Raw genomic sequence first — 22,125 nt, 5'->3', positions numbered from 1 at the left:
CGGGCGTGCAGGTCCGTCGCGGCGGATTTCACGCGCCCGCCAGACCAGAATCAGATCCAGCGCTGGTCCAGCAGCTCCCGCTTCACGTAGGCATAGAACACCGGTGCGGCCACCAGCCCAGCCAGGCCGAAGGCCGCTTCCATCACCAGCATCGCCAGCAGCAGTTCCCACGCACGGGCCTGGATTTCACCGCCGACGATGCGCGCGTTGAGGAAGTACTCCAGCTTGTGGATGACGATCAGGTACAGCAGCGCCGCCACCGCCACGTAGAACGACACCGACAGCGCCACGATGGTGATGACGGTGTTGGAAATGATGTTGCCCACCACCGGCAGCAGGCCGGCCAGGAAGGTGATCAGCACCAGCGTCTTCGACAGCGGCAGGTGCACGCCGAACAGCGGCAGCACGCCCAGCAGGAACACCGCGGTGAACACCGTGTTGAGCAGCGAAATCTTCACCTGGGCGAACACCACCTGGCGGAAGGCCACCGCCAGCCGCGTGGTGCGGCCGACCAGTTCCTGCGCCAGCGGGCCCATCTTCGGCAGCGGCAGCTCGTCGTACAGGGCGATCATCGCGCCCAGCACCATGCCGATCAGCACGCGCACGCCCACCTGCACCACCGACGTACCGGCCACGCCCAGCTGCCGCTGGTGTTCGGCGGCCCATTCGTTCAGCGCCTCGCGCAGCCGGGTCAGGTCTTCGGGAATATAGGGCTGCAGCAGCGCCGGCACCTGGTGGCGCGAGGTGTTGAGGATGTCCATCAGCCGCGCCAGCAGCACGTCCGGGCCACCGGTCTCGTTGCGGAAGAACGAGGCCACGCCGATGCCGGCCAGCACCAGCGCACCGATGATGACCGCCGACAGCAGGATGACCGCGAAGGCGCGTGCGCGGCCCGGCGGCAGCTTGCCTTCCACGGTGTTGGCCAGCACGTGGGTCAGCTGGAACACCAGCAGGCCCGACAGCAGTGTGACCACCAGGCCCAGCTTCAGGGCCAGCCACATGCCCAGCAACATCAACAGCCAGGCGGCGATGCGCGCGGCGGGGGGCTTGGGCAGGGCAAGGACGGCGTCGTTCATGGCGGTGCATTCCGGCGGGGTGGCCCATGGTAGTGGATTGTGCAGGCACGGCCGGCGCACACTGGCGCCCCACCCTGCCGCAAGGACGCCCCATGTACCGCCTGCTGTGCATCCCCCTGCTTGCGCTCGCCGCCGGCAGCAGCTTCGCCGCCGACACCACGCCCGTGCCGCCGCAGGTGCAGGCCGACGTGGAAGCCATCGCCCGCGAACTGCTGAAGGTGCAGCGCAGCGACGTCGAGCTCTCCTGCCCGAAGGCGGTGGAGAACGCGCGCTACGGGCTGGAAACCATGCTGGAGGTGGGGGCAAAGAACGCCGCCGGCGGCTACATCGATGCGGCGAAGTACGAGGCCATGGCCGCGCCGATGCGCGAACTGCTGCCGCAGATCACCGAAGCCGACTGCGAAGCTGCAAGCGGTGGCCAGCGCGATTTCTACCAGTGCATGTCCAGCGACTACAACCACGTGCTGGCCTGCGCACAGGCGCACCTGAAGTAACCGCGCGCGCTGCCCTGCGGCCGCCGCTCAGCCGCTGGCCGGGGCGGCCGTCGATCCCCGTAGCATCAGCCTGAAATCCAGCGTCTGCTGCAAGGGAACATCGACGCGATCGATGATGGCCAGCAGCAGGGTGACCGCGCGCGCCCCGATGTCCCGCATCGGCTGGCGGATGGTGGTCAGCGGCGGGGTCAGGAAGCGCGACGATGCCAGGTCGTCGAAGCCGACGATGGACACCTGGTCCGGTACGCGGATGCCGAGATCGCGGCATGCAGAAAGCGCACCCAGCGCCATCTGGTCGCTGAAGCAGAACACCGCGGTCGGTGCGAGCGGACGCGCGAGCAGTGCCGTGGCCGCCGCATGACCGGACTCCAGCGAGAAATCACCGGGTACGACGCTCAAGCCGCGCAGCCGGCCGCGCGCCTTGCCCGCCGCGCGCACGCCTTCCAGCCGCTGCTGGTGCAACGGGTTGTCGGGCGGGCCGCCAACCACGGCAATGCGCTCATGGCCGAGGGCATACAGGTGTTCCATCACCGTGCGCGCAGCGGCGGCATTGTCGATATGCACGCTGGGAATGCCCAGCGCGGGATCGAATTCGCAGCCATTGACCACCGGCGCGGCCACGCCCAGCGCCTGCACGATCTCGCGCGCGGTGGGCGGCAGCCGATGGCCGAGCACGATCAGGCCATCGGCCTCGTTGCGCCGGAGCATCTGCGCGTAGCGCTCCTCGCGATCGGGCTGGTGCTGGGTATCACCCAGCAGCACGGCGTAGCCGGCGGCCTGCGCCGCATCTTCGGCACCCTGCAGGATCTGCGCGAAGAACGGATTGGCGATGTCCGGCACGGTGACCAGGATCTTGCCACTGCGCTGGGTCTTCAGCGTTCGGGCCACCGTGTTGGGCACGTAGCCCAGCTTGGCGGCGGCCTGCTCGATGCGCGCCCGGGTGGCGGGCAGCACTTTGTCCGGCCGCGACAAGGCCCGCGACACCGTGCCGGCGGACACGCCCACGTGCTTTGCGATGTCGTAGATGGTGGCCATGGTGTCAGCTCTGGTTGCGGCTGTGCACTGCACAACGGGTCTGCGGAAAGCCCATGCTAGGGTAATGCAATCGATTGCATCTAGGGCGAATCACCTTGAAGACGCTCAAGGGTCCGGCGCTTTTCCTGGCGCAGTTCATCGGCGACAACGCTCCTTTTGATCGGCTGGACACGCTGGCCGGATGGGCCGCGGGCCTGGGCTATTCTGGCGTACAAGTGCCCACCACCGCGCCCCACCTGTTCGATCTGGCCGAGGCGGCACGCAGCCAGGCCTACTGCGACGATGTCGCCGCCATGCTGGCCGGGCACGGTCTGCAGATCACCGAACTGTCGACCCACCTGCAGGGCCAGCTGGTCGCCGTCCACCCCGCCTATGACAGTCTGTTTGACGGGTTCGCGCCGCCCGCGCAGCGCGGCGATCCTGCCGCCCGCCAGGCCTGGGCCGTCGATCAGCTGTTGCTGGCGGCACAGGCCAGCCAGCGCCTGGGGCTGACCGCACACGCCACCTTCTCCGGCGCGCTGGCCTGGCCCTACCTGTATCCCTGGCCGCAGCGCCCCGCCGGTCTGGTAGACGCAGCCTTCGCCGAACTGGGCCGCCGCTGGCGCCCGATCCTGGATGCCTTCGATGCCTGCGGCGTGGATCTGTGTTTCGAGATCCATCCGGGCGAAGACCTGCACGACGGGGCAACCTTCGAGCGCTTCCTCGACGTGGTCGACCACCACCCCCGCGCCAAGATCCTCTACGACCCCAGCCACCTGCTGCTGCAGCAGATGGACTACCTGGGCTTCATCGACCGCTACCACGCGCGCATCGGCATCTTCCACGTGAAAGACGCCGAATACCACGCCAGTGCCCGCAGCGGCGTGTATGGCGGCTACCAGGACTGGATCGACCGTCCGGGCCGGTTCCGCTCGCTCGGCGATGGACAGGTGGACTTCAAGGGCATCTTCTCCAAATTCGCGCAGTACGACTTCCCCGGCTGGGCGGTGCTGGAATGGGAGTGCTGCCTGAAGCACCCCGAGGACGGCGCACGGGAGGGCGCCGCCTTCATCCGCGACCACATCATCCGGGTGACCGAGCGCGCCTTCGATGACTTCGCCGACAGTGGCACCGACGCCGCATCACTGCACCACATGCTGGGAATCTGAGCCGACACCGCCCCGGGAGGGCAAGCCATGACGCACGCCATGTCGCGCTTGGGCGCGATGATGTTTCTGCAGTTCTTCATCTGGGGAGCGTGGTTCGTGACCCTCGGCACCTACCTGGTGCAGGGCCCGCTGCAGGCCAGCGCCAGCCAGGTGGCCACCGCATTTCTCAGCCAGTCGATCGGTGCGATCGTCGCCCCCTTCCTGGTCGGCCTGATCGCCGACCGCTACTTCGCCGCGCAGCGCATCCTGGCGGTGCTGCACCTGGCCGGCGCGGTGCTGATGTGGCTGGCCTCCACGGCCACCAGCTTCGGCATGTTCTCCGCCTGCGTGATGGGTTACATGCTGCTGTTCATGCCCACGCTGGCGCTGGCCAACAGCGTGGCGATGCGGCACATGCAGTCGCCGGAAAAGCAGTTCCCGCTGGTGCGGGTGGCCGGCAGCATCGGCTGGATCATCGCCGGGGTGCTGATCGGCTGGCTGGGCTGGGAACAGGCGCACCGGCTTGAACTGACGTTCCGGATGGCGGCGGTGGCATCGCTGGTGCTGGGCCTGTACGCCTTCACCCTGCCGCACACGCCGCCGCTGGCGCAGCAGCGCGACGCCGGGCTCGGGCAGATCCTCGGCCTGGATTCGCTGCGCCTGCTGAAATCGCGCGCCTACCTGGTGTTCTTCCTGGCCTCCATCGCCATCTGCATCCCGCTGTCGTTCTACTACAACTTCACCAACCCCTATCTCAACGATCTGGGCGTGCACGGCGCGGCTGGGCTGCAGTCGCTGGGCCAGGTGTCCGAAGTGCTGCTGATGCTGGCAATGCCGTTCCTGTTCGTGCGGCTGGGGGTGAAGACCATGCTGGCGGTGGGCATGGCCGCCTGGGTGCTGCGCTATGCGCTGTTTGCCTTCGGCGATGCCGGCAGCGGCTTCTCGCTGCTGGTCATCGGCATCGTGCTGCACGGCATCTGCTACGACTTCTTCTTCGTCACCGGGCAGATCTACACCGATGCACACGCCGGCCCGGCCGCGCGCAGCAGCGCCCAGGGCTTCATCACCCTGGCCACCTACGGCGTGGGCATGTTGATCGGCACCTTCCTGTCCGGCGCGGTGGTGGAGCACTACACCACGGCCGCAGGGCCCGACTGGCAGCAGATCTGGCTGTTCCCCGCCGGCGTTGCACTGGTCGTGCTGATTGCCTTCCTGCTGCTGTTCCGCGACCGCCCCGCCGTTGCGGCGGCGCCCACCACGCACTGAGGACCGCTGTCGATGCCCAAGCTTGGAATCGCCATCGTCGGCACCGGCATGATCGCAGCGGTGCATCGCCGCGCCGCCCTGCTGGCAGGTGCCGAAGTGCGCGGCGTAGCGGCATCCACGCCGCAGCGCGCGCGCGATGTCGCGCAGGCGTGGAACGTTGCGCGCGCCTACCGCGATATGGAGGACGTGGTTGCCGATCCGCAGGTGCAGGTCGTGCATGTGTGCACGCCCAATCACCTGCACCGGCCCATGGCACAGGCCGCACTGGCCGCCGGCAAGCACGTGGTCTGCGAAAAGCCGCTGGCCACCACCCTGGCCGATGCGCAGGCGCTGGCCGCGCAGGCCGCATCCAGCGGGCTGGTGGCCACGGTGCCGTTCGTCTATCGCTACCACCCGGTGGTGCGGGAAGCGCGCGCGCGCATCGCCGCCGGCGACATCGGCCCCCTGCATCTGATCCACGGCAGCTACCTGCAGGACTGGTTGCTGGACCCTGCCAGCAACAACTGGCGCGTCGACCCGGTGCTGGGCGGCACCTCGCGCGTATTCGCCGACATCGGCTCGCACTGGTGCGATCTGGTGGAGTGGGTCAGCGGCGAGCGCTTCGCCGAAGTCAGCGCGGCCTTCGCGACGGTCATCGCCGAGCGCAGCGCCGGGGGCGCACAGAGCTTCAGCACCCCGGCGGCAGGCGGCGCCACGCAGGCGGTATCCAGCGAGGACGTGGCCACGGCGATGTTCCGTACCGGTGCAGGCACGCTGGCGTCGCTGACCGTCAGCCAGGTGTCGGCGGGGCGCCACAACCGCCTCTGGTTCGAGATCGACGGCGCCAACGCCAGCGTGGCCTTCAACCAGGAAGATCCCGAGCGCCTGTGGATCGGCCGGCCCGACCAGCGCGAGGAGACCTTCGTGCGCGGCCCCGGCGCCGGCAGCGCCGAGCAGCGCCGGCTCTCGGCCTTGCCGCCCGGCCATGCGCAGGGCTACGCCCAGTGCTTCGAGGCGTTCGTCGCCGACACCTATCGCGCCATTGATGGCGAGCGGCCGCAGGGCCTGCCCACCTTCGAAGACGGCCTGCGCTCGGCGCTGATCGTCGAACGCGTCATCGCATCGGCCAGGTCGCGCGCCTGGACCACCATTGAATGAACCCCGGGAGCATGCACCGATGAAGGCATCAACAGGAAGGATCGCGACCTTGGCACTGCTGCTGTTCACGGCCCTGCCCGCGTTCGCCGCGGAAACCCGCAGCCCTGAAAAGCCCATCGCTGTGCAGATGTACACGCTGCGCAACGCCGGCACGCTCGACCAGCAACTGAAGATCGTCCACGACGCGGGCGTGCAGGCGGTGGAAACGGTGGGCACGCAGAACGTCAGCGCCGCCGAACTCAAGCAGCTGCTCGACAAGTACGGGATCAAGGCGATCTCCTCGCACACGGCACTGGCCGACCTGCGCAATCACCTGGACAACGTGGTGGCCTTCAACCGCGCCATCGGCAACACCACGCTGGTGGTGCCCTACCTGGACAGCAAGGACCGCCCGAGCGATGCCGCAGGCTGGACCGCGCTGGGCCAGGAACTGGGGCGCATCGCCAAACAGGTGCAGGCCCAGGGCATGCGCTTGGCCTACCACAACCATGATTTCGAGCTGGTCGACGTCGACGGCCGCACCGCACTGGAACTGCTGTTCGATGCTGCCGGCCCCGACCTGCAGACCGAGCTGGACCTGGCCTGGGTGGCGCGTTCGGGCCATGACCCGGCGGAGATGCTGGGCAAGTTCCGCGGCCGCGTGTTCGCGGTGCATGCCAAGGACAACGCCGCCAAGGGCCAGGCCGAAGACGAAGGCGGATTCGCCGCCGTCGGCCAGGGCGTGCTGGACTGGAACGCGATCCTGCCGGCCGCGGCCGACGCGGGCGTGAAGTGGTACATCGTCGAGCACGACCAGCCGCGTGACCCGGCCAAGGTGATCCAGACCGGCGCCGACTACCTGCGCAAACACCTCACTGTCAGCCTGCCCGCCCGCGCTTCGCGCTAGCCCGCCAAGGAGCTTCGTTTGAAAACCGTCCTGACCCTGGCCCTGACCCTGTGCACGGCGACCGCTGTGCTCCCCGCCTGGTGCAAGGAAGATCCCGCTGCCGGTGCCAAGCTGTACGCGACCAACTGCGTGGCCTGCCACGGCGCGGATCGTGCGGGCATGCCCGGCGCGTTCCCTGCGCTGACCGACATCGGCAAGCGGCTGCCGCCTGCACAGATCAAGGAAAAGATCAGCAAGGGCGGCGGGCTGATGCCGCCCTTCTCGCACTTGTCCGCGCAGGAGATCGATGACATCGCCAGCTTCCTGGCGAAGTAGGCGCGGGCGTTACAGCTCGCGCACCCAGATGTTGCGGTAGCTGACCTTGGATGCGTGTTCCTGCAGATACAGCGGCGCGCATCCATGTGGCGAATACGACGGCGCACCGATGTATTCGGTCAGGCCCGCAAGCACGGTGTCGTTCTGCACCAGCACGCCGTTATGCAGCACGGTGATGCGCGCCGGTGAGGTCAGCCCGCCACCGGCCGAGAAGCGCGGCGCCTTCCAGATGATGTCGTACGCCTGCCACTGGCCCGGCGCGCGCGAGGCATTCACCAGCGGCATGGCCTGCTTGTAGATCGACCCGGCCTGGCCGTTGGCGTAGGTCGGATTGTCGTGGCTGTCGAGCACCTGCAGCTCGTACCGCTCCTGCAGGAAGATGCCGCTGTTGCCGCGGTCCTGGCCATCGAAACCCTTGGTTTCGGTGGGGCTGCGCCACTCGACGTGCAGCTGCATGTCGCAGAAGCGCTGCCGGGTGCGGATGCCCTTGCTGCCCGGCACCACGGTCATCGCACCGTTGGCCACTGTCCACGGCACGCGGCCGCCCTGCTCGGCCTCCCAGGCGGACACATCCCTGCCATCGAACAACACGATCGCATCGGACGGCGCCGCGCCAATTGGTGTTGCGACGGCAGGCACCGCTGCCCATACCTCGGTCTTTGTCGGGTCGCGCTCGGCGCCGGCCTGCGCGAACACCGGCACCGCCGCCAGCACGCCTGCGGCCATCAAGAAAGATCTGATCATCCTGTCATGCTCCATCAGCTGGTGGCCCAGGCCGGCGTGCCTGGCGCGTAGGCCATGTCGCCATCGTAGCGTCCCGGCACGGCGACGTAGTGCAGTACTTCGGTCGCGCCCGGCTTGGATGTGAAGAAGCCGAAGATGGCCAGTTGCTTGATCATGGTGAACGGATGCGGCATCGCCTTCGCGGTTTCCCCGGTACCGGTCTCGCTCACCTCTACCGCACGCTTGCGGGCTTCTGCATCCAGCGTGCGCAGCAGCGTGCTGCGCGCGTCGGGTGCAAGGGCGACGAAGCTTCCGCCGGCGCGCTTGTCGATGTCGGCCAGGCCGGCACGGAACGTCGCCTGCTGCAGGGCGGTGTAGCAGTCGGTCACGAACCGCGCCATGAAGGCGCCGGTTGCCGCGTCCTTCGCGCCGGGTGTCTGCGTGCGCGGCAGGATGGTCTCGGCGATCTCATCGAGCGTAGCGATCTCGGCGTCGGTAAAGGACACGCCCGCCGCGGCCGCTGGCAGCTTGCCGCTGGCCAGCGCAGGCAGGCCGACCATGGCCGCACCGGTGGCGGCGACAATCATCTTCAGTAGTTCACGGCGGTCCATCACAGATTCCCCGCTTTCAGTTCGCGCACCGCGTGATCGGCCGCCCGCGCGGTCAGCGCCATGTAGGTCAGCGACGGGTTCACGCAGGCACTGGAGGTCATGCAGGCACCGTCGGTGACATAGACGTTGGGCGCATCCCAGACCTGGTTGTGCGCGTTCAGTACCGACGTCCTGCGGTCGCGCCCCATGCGCGCGGTGCCCATTTCGTGGATGCCCTTGCCCGGGGCGTAGTCGTTGTCGTGCATCTCCACGTCCTTGACCCCGGCCGCTTCCAGCATCTCGGCGGCATCGGCGGCCATGTCCCGGCGCATCGCCTTTTCGTTCTCGCGCATCGCCACGTCCATCGACAGCACCGGCAGCCCCCACTTGTCCTTGCGGTCGTGGTCCAGGCGGATCGTGTTGTCGTGGTGCGGCAGCATTTCGCCGAAACCGGTCATGCCGATGCGCCAGTCACCCGGCAGGCTCAACGCCTCCTTCAGGTCGGCGCCGATGTTCAGCTCGGCAATCTCGCGCGACCAGCCGTTGCGACTGGCGCCGCCCTGGTAACCGAAGCCGCGCAGGTAGCCGCGCTTGTCCGCCGCCACGTTGCGGAAGCGCGGGATGTAGAAGCCACAGGGGCGGCGGCCGAAGTAGTACTTGTCGTCGTAGCCCTCAACGCGCCCCGAGGCGCCCGCGCCGAAGTGATGGTCCATCACGTTGTGCCCCAGCTCGCCGGACGAGGACCCCAAGCCCCCTTCCCAGACATCGGTTGCCGAATTCATCAGCAGCCAGGTCGAATTGAACGACGAGGCATTGAGGAAGATGACCTTGGCCGTGTACTCGTAGGTCTGGCCGGTCTCGGCGTCGAGGACCTGCACGCCACGCGCGCGCTTGCGGTCCTTGTCGTAGAGCACTTCCTTGACGATCGAGAACGGTCGCAATGTCAGGTTGCCGGTCTTCATCGCCGCCGGCAGCGTCGCTGCCTGGGTGGAAAAGTAGGCGCCGAACGGACAGCCGAGGATGCACTTGTTGCGGTACTGGCAGTTGACCCGGCCCTGCTCGGGCATCGGCTTTGTGATGTTGGCGGTGCGCGAATGGATCATGTGGCGCGTGCCGCCGAAGGCTTTCTGGATGCGCGCGGCCACGTCCTTTTCGACGATGTTCAGCGGGATCGGCGGCAGGAATTCACCGTCGGGCAGCACGTCCAGCCCTTCGCGCGTGCCGGCGATGCCAGCGAACTTCTCCACGTGGTCGTACCACGGCGCGATGTCGGCATAGCGGATCGGCCAGTCGGTGGCGATGCCGTCCTTGAGGTTCGCCTCGAAATCCAGATCGGAAAAGCGATAGCTCTGCCGCCCCCACATCAGCGAGCGCCCGCCCACGTGGTAGCCGCGGAACCAGTCAAAGCGCTTCGTTTCGATGTAGGGCGAGTCCTGTTCGTCGGCCCACATGCCCTCCAGGTTCTCGGCCAGCGCGTAGTCGCGCATCAGCACCGGGAACGCCGCCTTCATCGCCTGGGTCGGCCGGTTGCGATGCGGGAAATCCCACGGTTCCTTCATCGCATTGACGTAGTCCTTCACGTGCTCGATGTTGCGCCCGCGTTCCAGCATCAGAACTTTCAGACCTTTCTCGGTCAGTTCCTTCGCTGCCCAACCGCCACTGATTCCCGAGCCAACAACGATGGCGTCGTAATGATTATCTGCCATGGGTCTATCACCTGGGTGGATATCGTTTCAGACGTCGCAGAGACGGATCGCCTCGCGCAATGAGCCAACGGGATCGGGCGCGGCAGGCATGAATTCCTGTGCCAGATACCCCTCAAAACCGGTGTCGCCGATCGCGCGACAGATGGCCGGATAGTTCAGTTCCTGCTGGTCACCGATCTCGTGCCGGCCTGGCACGCCTGCGGTGTGGTAATGCTTGAAGTGGGCGTGGTGCCGACCGATGGTGGCGATGATGTCGCCCTCCATGATCTGCATGTGGTAGATGTCGTACAGCAGGCCGAAATTGTCCGAGCCCAGCCGATTGCACAGCTCCACGCCCCAGGCCGAGTGGTCGCACAGATAGTCGGCGTGATCGACCCGTGAGTTCAGCAGCTCCATCACCAGTACGACGCCGCGTTTCTCGGCATGGCCGAGGATGCGCTTGAGGCCGGCTTCGGCGTTGGCCATGCCCTGCTGGGGGTCCATGCCGTTGCGGTTGCCGGAGAAGCAGATGAGGTTGCGATAGCCGGCGTCGGCCACCAGGTCGATGTGCCGCGTGTAGCGCGCCACCAGTTCATCGTGGAATTCGCGGCCGGCAAAGCCCTTGGTCAGGCCCAGCTCGGCACCGTTGCACATCGAGCTGTAGACGCCATGGGCCTTCAGGGTGGGCCAGTCCTCCGGGCCGACCAGATCGATGGCGGCGAAGCCAAGACCCTTCACGGTCTGGCAGAGCTGGGCGACCGACAACTGCGGGAAGGTCCAGCGGGCGACAGCGTGCTTCAGGCGGCCTTTGAGGGGTGCAGCATCGGCGAGGACTGGCAACGCGCCTGCAGCGGCAACACCCAGTCCCACACCCCCGGCAAGTGCGACACGCAATGCGTCCCGGCGTGTGAAGCCCGGCGCCGGTGCCGGTCCGCTTGAATGAATGGCCATCCACTTACCGGCCTCCCAACCGGTAGCAAACGCAAACGATTCACTGCAATGCAATCGATTGCACCATACGGGAGGAACTGTTTTTTTTGCAAGACGCGGTGCACGAAAACGCATGCTGCGGGGCACCACTGCGATGACATCGTGGAAAAAGAAAAGCCCCGCATGAGCGGGGCTTTCTTTTCTGCTGCAGACGCGCGTTCGATCAGAACGGAATATCGTCGTCAGCGAAGTCGTCCATCGGCGGTGCCTGCTGCGGCTGCGGGCGCTGGTTGCCACCCTGGTTGCCATAACCGCCGCCCTGGTTGCCGCCCTGGTTGCCGTAGCCGCCACCCTGGTTGCCACCGCCCTGGTTGCCGTAACCACCGCCCTGGCCGCCACGCTGGCCGCCGCCGCCGCCGTACTCCTGGCGCGGGGCCTGCTGGCGCTGCGGACGGTCGCCGCCGTAGTTGCCACCACCGCCGCCGCCGCCGTCACCGCGGCCGCCCAGCATCTGCATTTCATCGGCAATGATGTCGGTGGAGTACTTCTCCACGCCATCCTGGCCGGTGTACTTGTCGTAACGCAGGCTGCCTTCGACGTAGACCGAGCTGCCCTTGCGCAGGTATTCGCCAGCGATCTCGCCCAGCTTGCCGAAGAACACCACGCGGTGCCACTCGGTGCGTTCCTGCTGGTTGCCGTCCTTGTCCTTGCGGACGCTGGTGGTGGCCAGGCTGATGCGGGTGATCGCCATGCCGCCCTGGGTGTACTTCACGTCCGGGTCGTTGCCGAGATTGCCGACCAGGATGACTTTGTTGATGCCGCGCGCCATAGGTACCTTCGTCCGTTGTCCAAGGGCAGGCCGCCAGTGATAGCACGCCGTGACCGGGCATGCCGTGGCCGGGGCCACCCTTGGTGAAATTTGGGGGATGCAAGAACGGTACATCTTAACATCGCCACCGGCCAGCGCCTGCCCTGCGACGACCGGCGCGGCCGGGCGGAACCCGGGAAAACCGTTGCAGGGCAATGATTTGCGGCTGAAGAACCGGGGCTCTACGGGCCGCCGTGAGCCGCCCGGCGCGCAATCCGGCCGGTTCGATGCAGACAGTGGCGCAGCACGCGACCTTCGCCACGGCCATGGCAGATGCGGCACGGTCACGAGCGGGCCAACGCCTGTCTCGGCCGGGCCCACCGCATGGCATCATGCGTCCTGCACCGCCCGTTCTTCCCCACCCGGACAATGACGATCAAAGGCAAAGCCACTTCCCTGGACATCGCCCACCTGGCCGGGGTGTCCCAGCCCACGGTGTCGCGCGCCCTGCGTGGCAGCCCGATGGTGAATGCGGAAACCCGCGAGCGCATCCTGCGCATCGCCCGCGAGCTGAATTACAAGGTCGACAAGAACGCCTCCAGCCTGCGCCTGCGCAATGCCGGCACGCTGGCGTTGCTGTTCTTCGAAGACCCCACCAACGACGATTCGCTGATCAACCCGTTCTTCCATTCCATGCTGGGCTCGATCACCCGCGCCTGCGCCCTGCACGGGCAGGACCTGCTGGTGTCCTTCCAGCAGCTGTCCACCGACTGGCAGGCCGACTACGAGGACAGCAACAAGGCCGACGGCATCATCCTGCTGGGCTACGGCGATTACCACCAGTCGCGCGACCGCCTGCAGCGGCTGGTGGAACAAGGCACCCATTTCGTGCGCTGGGGCGCGGCCCTGCCCGGCCAGCCCGGCGTCTCGATTGGCAGCGACAACTTCCAGGGCGGGCATGACATCACCGCCCATCTGCTGGACCAGCGCTGCCGACGCATCGCCTTCCTCGGCCATGCGTCCAGCCATTACCCCGAATTCGAAGAGCGCTATCGCGGCCACGTGGCAGCGCTGCATGCGCGTGGGCTGCGTGCCGAACCGGCCCTGCAGCACGATGCGATCACCACCGAAGCCTCCGGCTACGAGGCCTGCCTGCAGCTGCTGGGCAGCGGCGGCCCGATCGATGCCATCTGCGCGGCCAGCGACCTGATCGCCATTGGCGCGCTGCGTGCCCTGCGCGAACGCGGCCTGCGCGTGCCGCAGGATGTGGCGGTAACCGGCTTCGACGATATTCCACTGGCGGCCTCGGTATCGCCGCCGTTGACCACCGTGCAGCAGGACACCAAGCAGGCCGGGCAGTTGCTGGTGGAGAAGCTGCTGGCGCTGATCAACGGCCAGCCGGTGGACGGCCTGAGCATTCCGGTGAAGCTGGTCGCGCGCGAATCCTCGCTGCACCGGTAACCCGTAGAGTCGAGCTTGCTCGACTGAAGCCCCTCCGTAGAGTCGAGCTTGCTCGACTGCCCCCTTGGTAGAGTCGAGCTTGCTCGACTGCCCCCTTGGTAGAGTCGAGCTTGCTCGACTGCTGTGCACAGAGCAGTCGAGCAAGCTCGACTCTACGAAGCAAAGCCAGAGCAGTCGAGCAAGCTCGACGCTACGCGAAGTCCTTCAGGATCTCGCCCACGCCGCTCGGGGAAACTTCGAAGCCCAGCGGAGTGCCGGGGTTGATCACCACGCCGTAGCCGCCGGGTACGCGGCGCAGCACGTCCAGCATCCGCCAGCGGATCTGGTGCGGCGCCTGCTGGCTGTAGATGCCCACACGCGCAGGATCGGTGAATACCGCCACGTGCAGGGTGCCCTGCTTGTCGAACAGCAGCGGATCGAAGCCGCTGCCGTCGGGGGTGACCAGGCTGCCGGTCAGCAGCACCACCTCGGAGGCGACGAAGGCTTCCATGAAGGCGCGGATCGGCACGGCGCCGTCCATGGCCGCCTTCAGCAGGGTTTCGATCGGGGTCTGCGGAGCGAGGTCGGTCATGGCAGTACGGCAGGCAATCAGGGGGGGCCCATTGTAGAGTCGAGCTTGCTCGACTGCGCGAAGAGCGTGCCAACCAAGGTTGGCACCTACCAGAGCGGGCGTGCCAACCAAGGTTGGCACCCCCCAGAGCGGTAGCGCCGGGCCATGCCCGGCGGCACCCTCAGCGTCCCAGCCGCTGGTCCCGCGCCTGCTGGTCGGCCATGGCCTTGTCCAGTTCGGCCTGCAGCGCCGGCTGCTTCACCTGCGCATCCAACACATACACCTTCACCCCGTGCGCGGGCACCTCGGTCTGCAGTCGGCCCTTCACCTTCAGCTCGCCGCCATCCAGCGCATCGCGCCAGGTGCCGGCCTGCAGGTAGCGCTCCACGCTGAAGGTCTTCGCCGCATCGCCCTTGTTCAGCAGCACCAGCGCCGTCTGCGACACATCGCCGTGCTGCAGCACGCGCAGGAACACCGCTTCATCACCCTGCAGGCGCTCGTTCACCTGCAAGCCGCGCTGTAGGGCCGGGGTGGCTTCGCGCAGCTTGGCGATGCGCTGCAGCGGCGCGAAGATCGGGCTCTGCGGCGCGGCGTCCACGCGCGGCTGGCCGAAGTAGGCGCGGTTGCCCGCATGTTCCGCGCGGCCGCGCATGAAGCCGGTTTCCGAACCGTAATAGACCACCGGAATGCCGCGTGCGGTGAACAGCCAGTTGTGCGCGTCGATGAAGCCATCGTCGCTGGCCTGCAGGCGCGGCATGTCGTGGTTGTCGTAGAAGCTCATCAGCTCGTACGGGTTGGCATACGGCCCACCGCTCAGGTGCAGCGGTTCGGCCAGCGTTTCAAAGCCCTTGCCAGCGGTGCCGAAGGTCTGCTCCATCGCGCCGCGCAGCGGGAAATCCAGCACGCTGACATTGGCATTGGCCGGCCAGGTGTGCTCGGCAATGCTGGCCGCGTTGTAGTCAAAAGCTTCGCCGAACATGAACATGCCCGGGTGCTGCGCCCGGATGCGGCTGACGAATTCATGCCACCACGGATGCGGCAGCCAGCCGATGGTGTCAATGCGCAGCGCATCCACGCCCTGCGCGGTCCACTGCAGGTACGCCCCCACCAGATAGTCCATCACCGCCGGGTTGTTCTGGTTGAAGTCGGACAGCTCGGCCAGGTTGCCGTCGAAGATCGAACCGTCCTTGCTGTCCACCGGGCCGATGTTGTTGTAGAAGGCGTGCAGCGGGTTGTGCTGCGGGTCCAGCTTCTGCGGCGGCAGGTTCTGGTGGTCGGCAACCAGCTTCCCATCCTTGTCGAAGATCTGGCCGAACTGCGGCTGCCGCTTGGGCATGGTCCATGCCGGCGAACCATGGTTGCCGACGATGTCCAGCACCACCTTCAGGCCGGCATCGTGCAGGCCCTTGTTCAGGCCGGCGAAATCCAGATCCTTGCTGGGCAGGTGCTCGTCAAGCTTGTAGAAGTTGATGCCCCAGTAGCCGTGGTAGCCGGTCTTGCCGCGGTCGGTCAGCGTGCTGGTGCAGCTGATCGCCTTGCTGCCGGTAAAGGCTTCATCGGGGTTGTCGACGATGGGAGTGATCCACACCGCACCGAAGCCCAGGTTGCGGATGTACTGCGCATTGTCCAGCACGCCGCGGAAGTCACCGCCCAGATAGCCGATGTTGCCGTCCACCTTGTCCGGGCACGGCACCGGAATATCGAAGGTACGGTGCTTGCCGCCCTGGTCGCGATGGTCGTTGGACGGATCGCCATTGACGAAGCGATCGGTCACCACGAAGTACACCGCATCGCTGGCGAACGGCTCGGTGGTGCCGACATACGCCGGGCGCGGCGCAGCCAGGGCCTGGCCGGCAAACAGGGCTACACAGACAGCAACAGGCAACACAGCACGCATCAAACCACCTCCGAACGCGACGGAACCCGCAGCACGCACACACCGGCCAGCAGCAGGCTGCAGCCGCCCAGCACCAGCACGTGCATCGGCTGGCCGCCCAGCCATGCGCGCAGGGCAAAGCCCAGCGCACTGGCCGCGACCAACTGCGGGATCACAATGAAGAAATTGAAGATGCCCATGTACACACCCATCTTCCTGGCCGGCACGCTGTCAGACAGCAGGGCATACGGCAGCGACAGGATCGACGCCCAGGCAAAACCCACGCCCACCATCGACAGCAGCAGCCAGTGCGGATCGCGGATGAACATCAGCGAGATCAGGCCGGCGCCGCCCAGCCACAGGTTCACCAGGTGGCTCCAGCGCAGGCCCACGGCACGCACCATCAACGGAATGACCAGCGCGGCCAGCGCGGCAAAGCCGTTGTACGCGCCGAACAGCACGCCCACCCAGTTGGCACCTTCGTTGTAGGCGGCCGACTGCGGATCGGTGGAACCGAAGTGGGTGCCGGCCACCGCGGCCGTGGTGTAGATCCACATGGCAAACAAGGCGAACCACGAGAAGAACTGCACCCAGGCCAGGCGCCGCATGGTGATGGGCATCGCCCGCAGATCGTCGACGATCGCCGCCAGCATGTGGGTGCCCGGCAGCGAGCGGGACACCGCCAGCAACAGGCCGTAGCCCGCGCACAGGCCGGCCAGCACGTACAGCATCTTGTCGCCCTGGCGCCAGGCGATCAGCACCGCCAGCAGCAGGCCCACGCCCAGCCACAGCGCCACCTGCGACCACGGCGCGGGGCCGTTCACGGCCGCAGCGGCATGGTGTGCCGGCGGTTCGGCGTCATCGAAGCCGGCCAGCTCGGCGGGCGAATACTCACGCGTGCTGACCACGGTCCAGGTGATCGCCGCCAGCAGCACCACCGCACCGAAGTAGAACGCATAGCGCACGGTGTCCGGCACTTCACCGGCGGCGGCCGTGTTGGCCACGCCGAAGTGGGCCAGGATGAACGGCAGGAAGCTGGCTACGATCGCGCCCACGCCGATGAAGAAGCTCTGCATGGCGTAGCCGGTGGGCCGCTGGCGCGGGGCCAACTGGTCGCCCACGAACGCGCGGAACGGTTCCATCGATACGTTGATGGAGGCATCGAGCACCCACAGCGTGCCGGCAGCGATCCACAGCGTGGGCGAATTGGGCATCACCAGCAGCGCCAGCGTGGTCAGCACCGCGCCGATCATGAAGAACGGCCGGCGTCGCCCCCAGCGCGTCCACGTGCGGTCAGACAGGTAGCCGATCACCGGCTGCACCAGCAGACCGGTCAGCGGCGCGGCGATCCACAGCCCCGGCACCGACTCCATGTCCGCACCCAGCGTTTCGAAGATGCGGCTGGCGTTGGCATTCTGCAGGGCAAAACCGAACTGGATGCCGAGAAAGCCGAAGCACATGTTCCAGATCTGCCAGAACGACAACTGCGGTTTGGCAGGACGGCTCATCGGCTGCCCTCGACTGCGGCCACCGGCGCCACCTTCAGCGCCTGCACCTGGGCCTGGTTGAGCACGCCATCGCGCCCACCCTTGCCGCCGGTGTAGTGCGCGAAGTGCTGCAGCGCGCTCATGTTGAAGCCCTCTTCCAGCTTCACCGTGCATCGTCCCTTGGGCACGCTGAAGGTTGCGGCGGTGGAATCCTGCGCAGCCACGCTGTGCGGCAGCGTCACCGTCAGGCGCTGCGCGGGCTGGCCGGCGCACTGCACCGCCAGCTGCTTCACCGCGGCGGTCACCCCGGTGTTGATCGGGCCATTGGGGTTGTTGTACTGCAGCCGCAGCCGCACCGGCCCGGCCTTGGCCGCAGTGAACTGCCACTGGCGCGCGCCGCGCAGCACCTGCTGCGGGCCGACACACAGCATCGGGCTGTGCAGCGATTCCAGCGCGCCCTCACGGCGGGTCAGGCTCAGGCAGTGCTGCAGGCCGTCATCGCCCAGGCGTGCCACGCCCTTGCTGATCGCCGTCACCGCGCGGCCGTCCTGCCACAGCACCTGGCCTTCGGCCACCGGCACGGTCCAGCCCTTGCCGCTGCGCCGCGCCTGCGGTGCGGCCGGGGTTGCCGGCGCGCGCGCATTGGCATCGGCGGTGCTCGCCGGCAACGCGCGCGACGGCGCGGCCACCAGCTGCACCGTGGTGGTGGTGCCGCGCGTCTTCACCTTGCCGGCCACCAGCAGGCCATCACCCACCTGCTTCGGCCGCTCCAGCACGTAGCGCTTGCCGTTGGCGTCCAGGCTGATGCGGCGCTGCTTGCCGAACAGTTCGGGCACCAGGCTGGCCGGCAGCTTGGGCTGCACGCTGCCATCATCCTGCACGCCGAACACCCCTTCGGTGACCATGGCCAGGTAGCCGGCCACCGACCACAGCTGGCGCTCGGAATTGACCACCGGCCCGCTCAGCGCGCCTTCGTCCACATGCACGGCCTGGCTGACCAGTTCATAGTTTTCCATGTTGGAACCGGCCAGCGCCGCGCCCTGCATCAGCGAGCGGATCTCGGCGGCGATGCGCGGCGCGTCGTCCAGCTTGCGCGCGGCGCGCAGCGAATAGGCGCTGACGAACGGCCAGATCGCGCGGTTGTGGTAGATCGGCTGCTGCGCTTCCTGCGGCCACACCACCGGGCTGCCGGCCGGCCCCATCGGGTAAGCGGCCAGCGCACGCTGTGCGCGCTCGGCGGGCAGCACGTCGGCCAGGATGCCCAGCGACAGGCCCAGCAGATCCACCTTGGCGTACGGCACCGGGTGCGCTGCTTCGCCGATGTAGCTCATGTACTGGCCCATGTCCTGGCGCCAGAAGCATGCATCGATCTGCAGCGCCAGCGCATCGGCCCAGGCCTTGTACTGCTCGGCGCGCTCGTCGCCCAGCTGCGCGGCCATCTGCTGGCCCAGGCGCAGGGCCTGGTAATGCAGCACGTTGGTGGACAGCGCGTAGGAATCGCCGATGAAGCGCACGTTCTCGCGCGTCCAGTCCGGGTAGGTCTGCTCGCGCCAATCCAGGAACGAAGTCTCGCCGCGGTACAGGCCCATCTGCGGGTCGAACACCATCGCCCGGTCCTGCGCCAACGTGCCCTGCAGCGCCTGCCAGACCTGGTCGGCGAAGGCCGCATCATCCAGCAGATGGCGCGCGGCCAGGAACCACACCACGCGGTCGCTGCTGATCGGCCAACTGCCGCCCGAGCCGGTATCCTGGGCCACGAACAGGCCGGGGGTATGGCCATCGCGCGCGGCCGACAGCTTGAACTGCAGCGACTGCCGGGTGCGCTGCGGGTCCAGTTTCGCCAGCGCCAGGTCGGCAGCGAAGCTGACATCGCGGGTCCACACGTACGGCCAGCGCGCGCCGGTCTGGAAGCAGTCGCAGGGCACCGGGCGGCCTTCATCGAAGGCCGGATCGCGGATCGCGTCCACGCGGTCCTGGTCCATTTCCTGCTGGGCCAGGGCGAACAGCGCATCGAACATCACGCTGCCGGTCTGGCTGCGCATGGGCGCGGCGGCAATGCGCACCTCGCCCTTGGGCGCGTGCAGCACGAAGCTGCCCTTGGCAGCGGTTTCGGCACGCGCGTGGCGGCCGTTGAATTCCAGGTCGGCCGCGTGCGCGGTCGTTCCCAGCGCTGCCGCCAGGGCAGCCGTCAGGCAAATGATCTTCAGCATCGAAGCGGCAGACCGGCTTGCGCCCGTCGACCTCCCTCCCTCTCTGCACCGTTGTGGGTCCGCGCCACCGGAACCGGTGCGCGGGCGCGGCCCCTCCCTCAAGGTGCCTTGCCCCATGGTAGACGCGGCGCCGTGGCCTGCGTCCAGTTGCATACGTATTCATGGCCATCGCGTGAAGACCGGGCGCCGTGCTGGCTTATGGTCCGGGTCTGCCAATGGCGCCTTGGGAGGGGAAATGCCGGCTTTTTCTGTTGCAGTCCGCGCGATGTTCGCGCCGGTGTTCGGCATGGCCCTGCTGGGTCTGGCGGTGGTGGCCCAGGCCGCGCCGCAGGTTACCCGGGTGGAATCGCCGGGCAAGGTGCTGGCGGTCAGCCTGGTGCTCGATGGCGGTACCGCGCGCTACCGGGTGGAACGCCTGGGCGCGCCCGTGGTGGACGATTCCAAGCTGGGCTTCGTGCTGCGCGACGGCCGCCTGGACCGTGATTTCGTCCAGCTGGGCGAACAGCGGCGCAGCGTGGACGAGACCTGGGAACAGCCCTGGGGCGAGCGTCGCGTCACCCGCAACCACTTCAATGAACTGACCGTGCAGCTGGCCGAAAGCACCGGCAGCAAGCGCCGCGTGGACGTGGTGTTCCGCGTCTACGACGATGGCCTGGGCTTCCGCTATGCGTTCCCCGAACAGCCCAACCTGCGCGAGGCGATCATCGATGACGAGCTGACCGAGTTCGCCATCGCCCCCGACTCGACCGCCTGGTGGATTCCGGCCGGCGAACCGATCCACTACGAATACCTGTACCAGCGCACGCCGCTGCGCGAAGTGCCGCTGGTGCACACACCGATGACCCTGCGCAGCGTGGATGGCCTGCACGTGGCCATCCACGAGGCCGCGCTGGTGGACTACGCCGGCATGTGGCTGCGCCGCACCGAGGGCCAGCGCCTGCGCGCCGAGCTTTCGCCTTCGGCCGAAGGCTGGAAGGTGCGCCGCGCCCTGCCCTTCAGCACCCCATGGCGCACGCTGCAGATCGCCGACCGTGCCGGCGGCCTGGTCGAGTCGGACCTGATCCTCAACCTCAACGAACCCAACGCGCTGGGTGATGTGAGCTGGGTGAAGCCGGCCAAGTACCTGGGCGTGTGGTGGTCGATGCACCTGGACAACGAAAGCTGGGCCACCGGCCCGAAGCATGCGGCCACCACCGCAAAGACGAAGAAGGTGATCGACTTCGCCGCCGCGCACGGCTTCCGCGGTGTGCTGGTGGAAGGCTGGAACCCCGGCTGGGACGGCATGTGGGTGGGCAATGGCTATGACTTCGATTTCACTCGCGCCACCGCCGATTTCGATATCGAAGCGCTGTCGGCCTACGGTCTGAAGAAGGGCGTGCACCTGATCGGCCACCACGAAACCGGCTGTGCCATCGAGCACTACGAAGAGCAGCTGGACGCCGCGCTGGACCTGTATGCGCGCCTGGGCGTGGATCAGTTCAAGACCGGCTACGTCTGCGATGACGGCCAGGTGGACCGCCGCAATCCGGCCGGCGGCCCGCTGTGGCGGGAGTGGCACGACGGCCAGTTCATGGCCCGCCACCACTTGAAGGTGGTGCAGGAGGCCGCACAGCGGCACCTGTCGGTGAACCCGCACGAGCCGATCAAGGACACCGGACTGCGCCGCACCTACCCCAACTGGATCTCGCGCGAAGGCGCGCGCGGCATGGAATACAACGCCTGGGGCCAGCCGCCGAACCCACCCGAGCATGAAGTGAACCTGGTGTTCACCCGCATGCTGTCCGGGCCGATGGATTACACCCCCGGCATCCTCAGCCTGAAGGGCCGCCACGGCCAGGCCATTCCCAGCACCCTGGCCCGCCAGCTGGCGCTGTACGTGGTGCTGTACAGCCCGATCCAGATGGCCGCCGACCTGCCCGAGCATTATCTGCAGCACCGCGAGGCGTTCCGCTTCATCGAAGACGTGGCGGTGGACTGGGAACAGAGCCGCGTGCTGGATGGAGAGGTGGGCGACTACGTGACCCTGGTGCGCCGCGACCGCAACAGCCGCGACTGGTTCCTGGGCAGCATCACCGACGAACACGGCCGCGTGCTGCCGGTGTCGCTGGGCTTCCTGGAACCGGGCGTGCGCTACCGCGCCGAGATCTACCGCGATGGCGACGGTGCGGACTTCCGCAGCAACCCGTTTGCGTTCAAGCGCGAGACGCGTGAAGTGACCAGCGCCGACGCCCTGACCCTGGTGCTGGCACCGGGCGGTGGCCAGGCGATCCGCTTCACGCCGGTGCACTGAACACCCGCACGTCTGCATCGCCGGGCATGGCCCGGCGCTACCGGGAGCGGAGACTGGAATCGTTTACAACGCTGCAAACGCCATTGAATACGTATGCAGGGTGATTCCGCAGAACAACGCGCTGCCTACCATAGCGGCGACGACAGCGGCCACCGCGTCGCACGTTTCCGGCCCCGCCG

General features: G+C 67.4%; 19 protein-coding genes. 8 read left to right on the top strand and 11 right to left on the bottom strand.

Going from position 1 to position 22,125, the window contains the following annotated elements; all coding sequences use genetic code 11:
* Positions 1 to 50: 50 nt before the first annotated feature.
* Positions 51 to 1,076: an AI-2E family transporter gene (locus C1933_RS05395; protein WP_108752436.1), complete on the bottom strand. Its 1,026-nt coding sequence runs from the start codon at positions 1,074 to 1,076 to the stop codon at positions 51 to 53.
* Between the two features lie 92 nt (positions 1,077 to 1,168).
* Between C1933_RS05395 and C1933_RS05390 the strand changes: the two genes are divergently transcribed.
* Positions 1,169 to 1,570 (top strand): hypothetical protein, encoded by a 402-nt coding sequence (locus tag C1933_RS05390; protein WP_108752435.1) that lies wholly within the window; start codon positions 1,169 to 1,171, stop codon positions 1,568 to 1,570.
* A gap of 27 nt (positions 1,571 to 1,597) precedes the next feature.
* Here C1933_RS05390 and C1933_RS05385 read toward each other — a convergent pair whose 3' ends face one another.
* Positions 1,598 to 2,605 (bottom strand): LacI family DNA-binding transcriptional regulator, encoded by a 1,008-nt coding sequence (locus C1933_RS05385; RefSeq protein ID WP_108752434.1) that lies wholly within the window; start codon positions 2,603 to 2,605, stop codon positions 1,598 to 1,600.
* A 95-nt stretch (positions 2,606 to 2,700) separates the two neighbouring features.
* Here C1933_RS05385 and C1933_RS05380 point away from each other — a divergent pair, with 95 nt between their 5' ends.
* From C1933_RS05380 to C1933_RS05360, 5 genes are read left to right on the top strand one after another with little or no spacing between them, the layout of a single operon-like run.
* Positions 2,701 to 3,753, top strand: a complete 1,053-nt coding sequence (locus C1933_RS05380; RefSeq protein ID WP_108752433.1) for a sugar phosphate isomerase/epimerase family protein — start codon at positions 2,701 to 2,703, stop codon at positions 3,751 to 3,753.
* Positions 3,754 to 3,780: 27 nt separating this feature from the next.
* On the top strand, positions 3,781 to 4,998 hold the full coding sequence (locus tag C1933_RS05375) for a nucleoside permease (protein WP_108752432.1): 1,218 nt from the start codon (positions 3,781 to 3,783) through the stop codon (positions 4,996 to 4,998).
* A gap of 12 nt (positions 4,999 to 5,010) precedes the next feature.
* Positions 5,011 to 6,135, top strand: a complete 1,125-nt coding sequence (locus C1933_RS05370; protein WP_108752431.1) for a Gfo/Idh/MocA family oxidoreductase — start codon at positions 5,011 to 5,013, stop codon at positions 6,133 to 6,135.
* A 19-nt stretch (positions 6,136 to 6,154) separates the two neighbouring features.
* Complete coding sequence (locus tag C1933_RS05365) at positions 6,155 to 7,021, top strand: sugar phosphate isomerase/epimerase (protein ID WP_108752430.1); 867 nt, start codon at positions 6,155 to 6,157, stop codon at positions 7,019 to 7,021.
* A gap of 36 nt (positions 7,022 to 7,057) precedes the next feature.
* A complete protein-coding gene (locus C1933_RS05360; RefSeq protein WP_108754747.1) occupies positions 7,058 to 7,336 on the top strand; it encodes a cytochrome c in 279 nt (92 codons plus the stop codon).
* Between the two features lie 9 nt (positions 7,337 to 7,345).
* Here C1933_RS05360 and C1933_RS05355 read toward each other — a convergent pair whose 3' ends face one another.
* The 5 genes from C1933_RS05355 to ssb form a co-directional block, all read right to left on the bottom strand.
* Positions 7,346 to 8,080, bottom strand: a complete 735-nt coding sequence (locus tag C1933_RS05355) for a DUF1080 domain-containing protein (RefSeq protein ID WP_234414662.1) — start codon at positions 8,078 to 8,080, stop codon at positions 7,346 to 7,348.
* Positions 8,081 to 8,094: 14 nt separating this feature from the next.
* Positions 8,095 to 8,670: a gluconate 2-dehydrogenase subunit 3 family protein gene (locus tag C1933_RS05350; RefSeq protein ID WP_108752428.1), complete on the bottom strand. Its 576-nt coding sequence runs from the start codon at positions 8,668 to 8,670 to the stop codon at positions 8,095 to 8,097.
* On the bottom strand, positions 8,670 to 10,355 hold the full coding sequence (locus C1933_RS05345; protein WP_108752427.1) for a GMC family oxidoreductase: 1,686 nt from the start codon (positions 10,353 to 10,355) through the stop codon (positions 8,670 to 8,672). The genes C1933_RS05350 and C1933_RS05345 overlap by 1 nt, the downstream gene beginning before the upstream one ends.
* Positions 10,356 to 10,382: 27 nt before the next feature.
* On the bottom strand, positions 10,383 to 11,285 hold the full coding sequence (locus tag C1933_RS05340; RefSeq protein WP_108752426.1) for a TIM barrel protein: 903 nt from the start codon (positions 11,283 to 11,285) through the stop codon (positions 10,383 to 10,385).
* 202 nt (positions 11,286 to 11,487) lie between these two features.
* Positions 11,488 to 12,093, bottom strand: a complete 606-nt coding sequence (gene ssb, locus C1933_RS05335; protein ID WP_108752425.1) for a single-stranded DNA-binding protein — start codon at positions 12,091 to 12,093, stop codon at positions 11,488 to 11,490.
* Positions 12,094 to 12,501: 408 nt separating this feature from the next.
* Here ssb and C1933_RS05330 point away from each other — a divergent pair, with 408 nt between their 5' ends.
* Positions 12,502 to 13,533 (top strand): LacI family DNA-binding transcriptional regulator, encoded by a 1,032-nt coding sequence (locus tag C1933_RS05330; protein ID WP_108752424.1) that lies wholly within the window; start codon positions 12,502 to 12,504, stop codon positions 13,531 to 13,533.
* Positions 13,534 to 13,723: 190 nt separating this feature from the next.
* Here the strand turns inward: C1933_RS05330 and C1933_RS05325 are convergent, their stop codons facing one another.
* The 4 genes from C1933_RS05325 to C1933_RS05310 all read right to left on the bottom strand — a co-directional run bounded on the left by C1933_RS05325 (position 13,724) and on the right by C1933_RS05310 (position 19,656).
* The gene (locus C1933_RS05325; RefSeq protein WP_108752423.1) at positions 13,724 to 14,104 is read right to left on the bottom strand and encodes an SseB family protein; all 381 of its coding nucleotides are present in this window, start codon (positions 14,102 to 14,104) and stop codon (positions 13,724 to 13,726) included.
* 160 nt (positions 14,105 to 14,264) lie between these two features.
* Entirely contained in the window at positions 14,265 to 15,980 is a 1,716-nt protein-coding gene (locus C1933_RS05320) for an alpha-amylase family glycosyl hydrolase (RefSeq protein ID WP_108752422.1), read from the bottom strand.
* Positions 15,980 to 17,467 carry an MFS transporter gene (locus tag C1933_RS05315; RefSeq protein WP_108752421.1) on the bottom strand — a complete coding sequence of 496 codons (1,488 nt, stop codon included), beginning with the start codon at positions 17,465 to 17,467 and terminating at the stop codon, positions 15,980 to 15,982. Before C1933_RS05315 ends, C1933_RS05320 begins: the two co-directional genes overlap by 1 nt.
* Entirely contained in the window at positions 17,464 to 19,656 is a 2,193-nt protein-coding gene (locus tag C1933_RS05310; protein ID WP_108752420.1) for a Six-hairpin glycosidase-like protein, read from the bottom strand. The genes C1933_RS05315 and C1933_RS05310 overlap by 4 nt, the downstream gene beginning before the upstream one ends.
* 235 nt (positions 19,657 to 19,891) lie before the next feature.
* Between C1933_RS05310 and C1933_RS05305 the strand changes: the two genes are divergently transcribed.
* Positions 19,892 to 21,946 (top strand): glycoside hydrolase family 97 protein, encoded by a 2,055-nt coding sequence (locus tag C1933_RS05305; protein WP_108752419.1) that lies wholly within the window; start codon positions 19,892 to 19,894, stop codon positions 21,944 to 21,946.
* Positions 21,947 to 22,125 lie beyond the last annotated feature (179 nt).

It is taken from the genome of Stenotrophomonas sp. ZAC14D2_NAIMI4_6, from assembly GCF_003086875.1.
GTDB lineage: Bacteria > Pseudomonadota > Gammaproteobacteria > Xanthomonadales > Xanthomonadaceae > Stenotrophomonas.
This window is presented reverse-complemented; position numbering and strand designations above follow the sequence as displayed.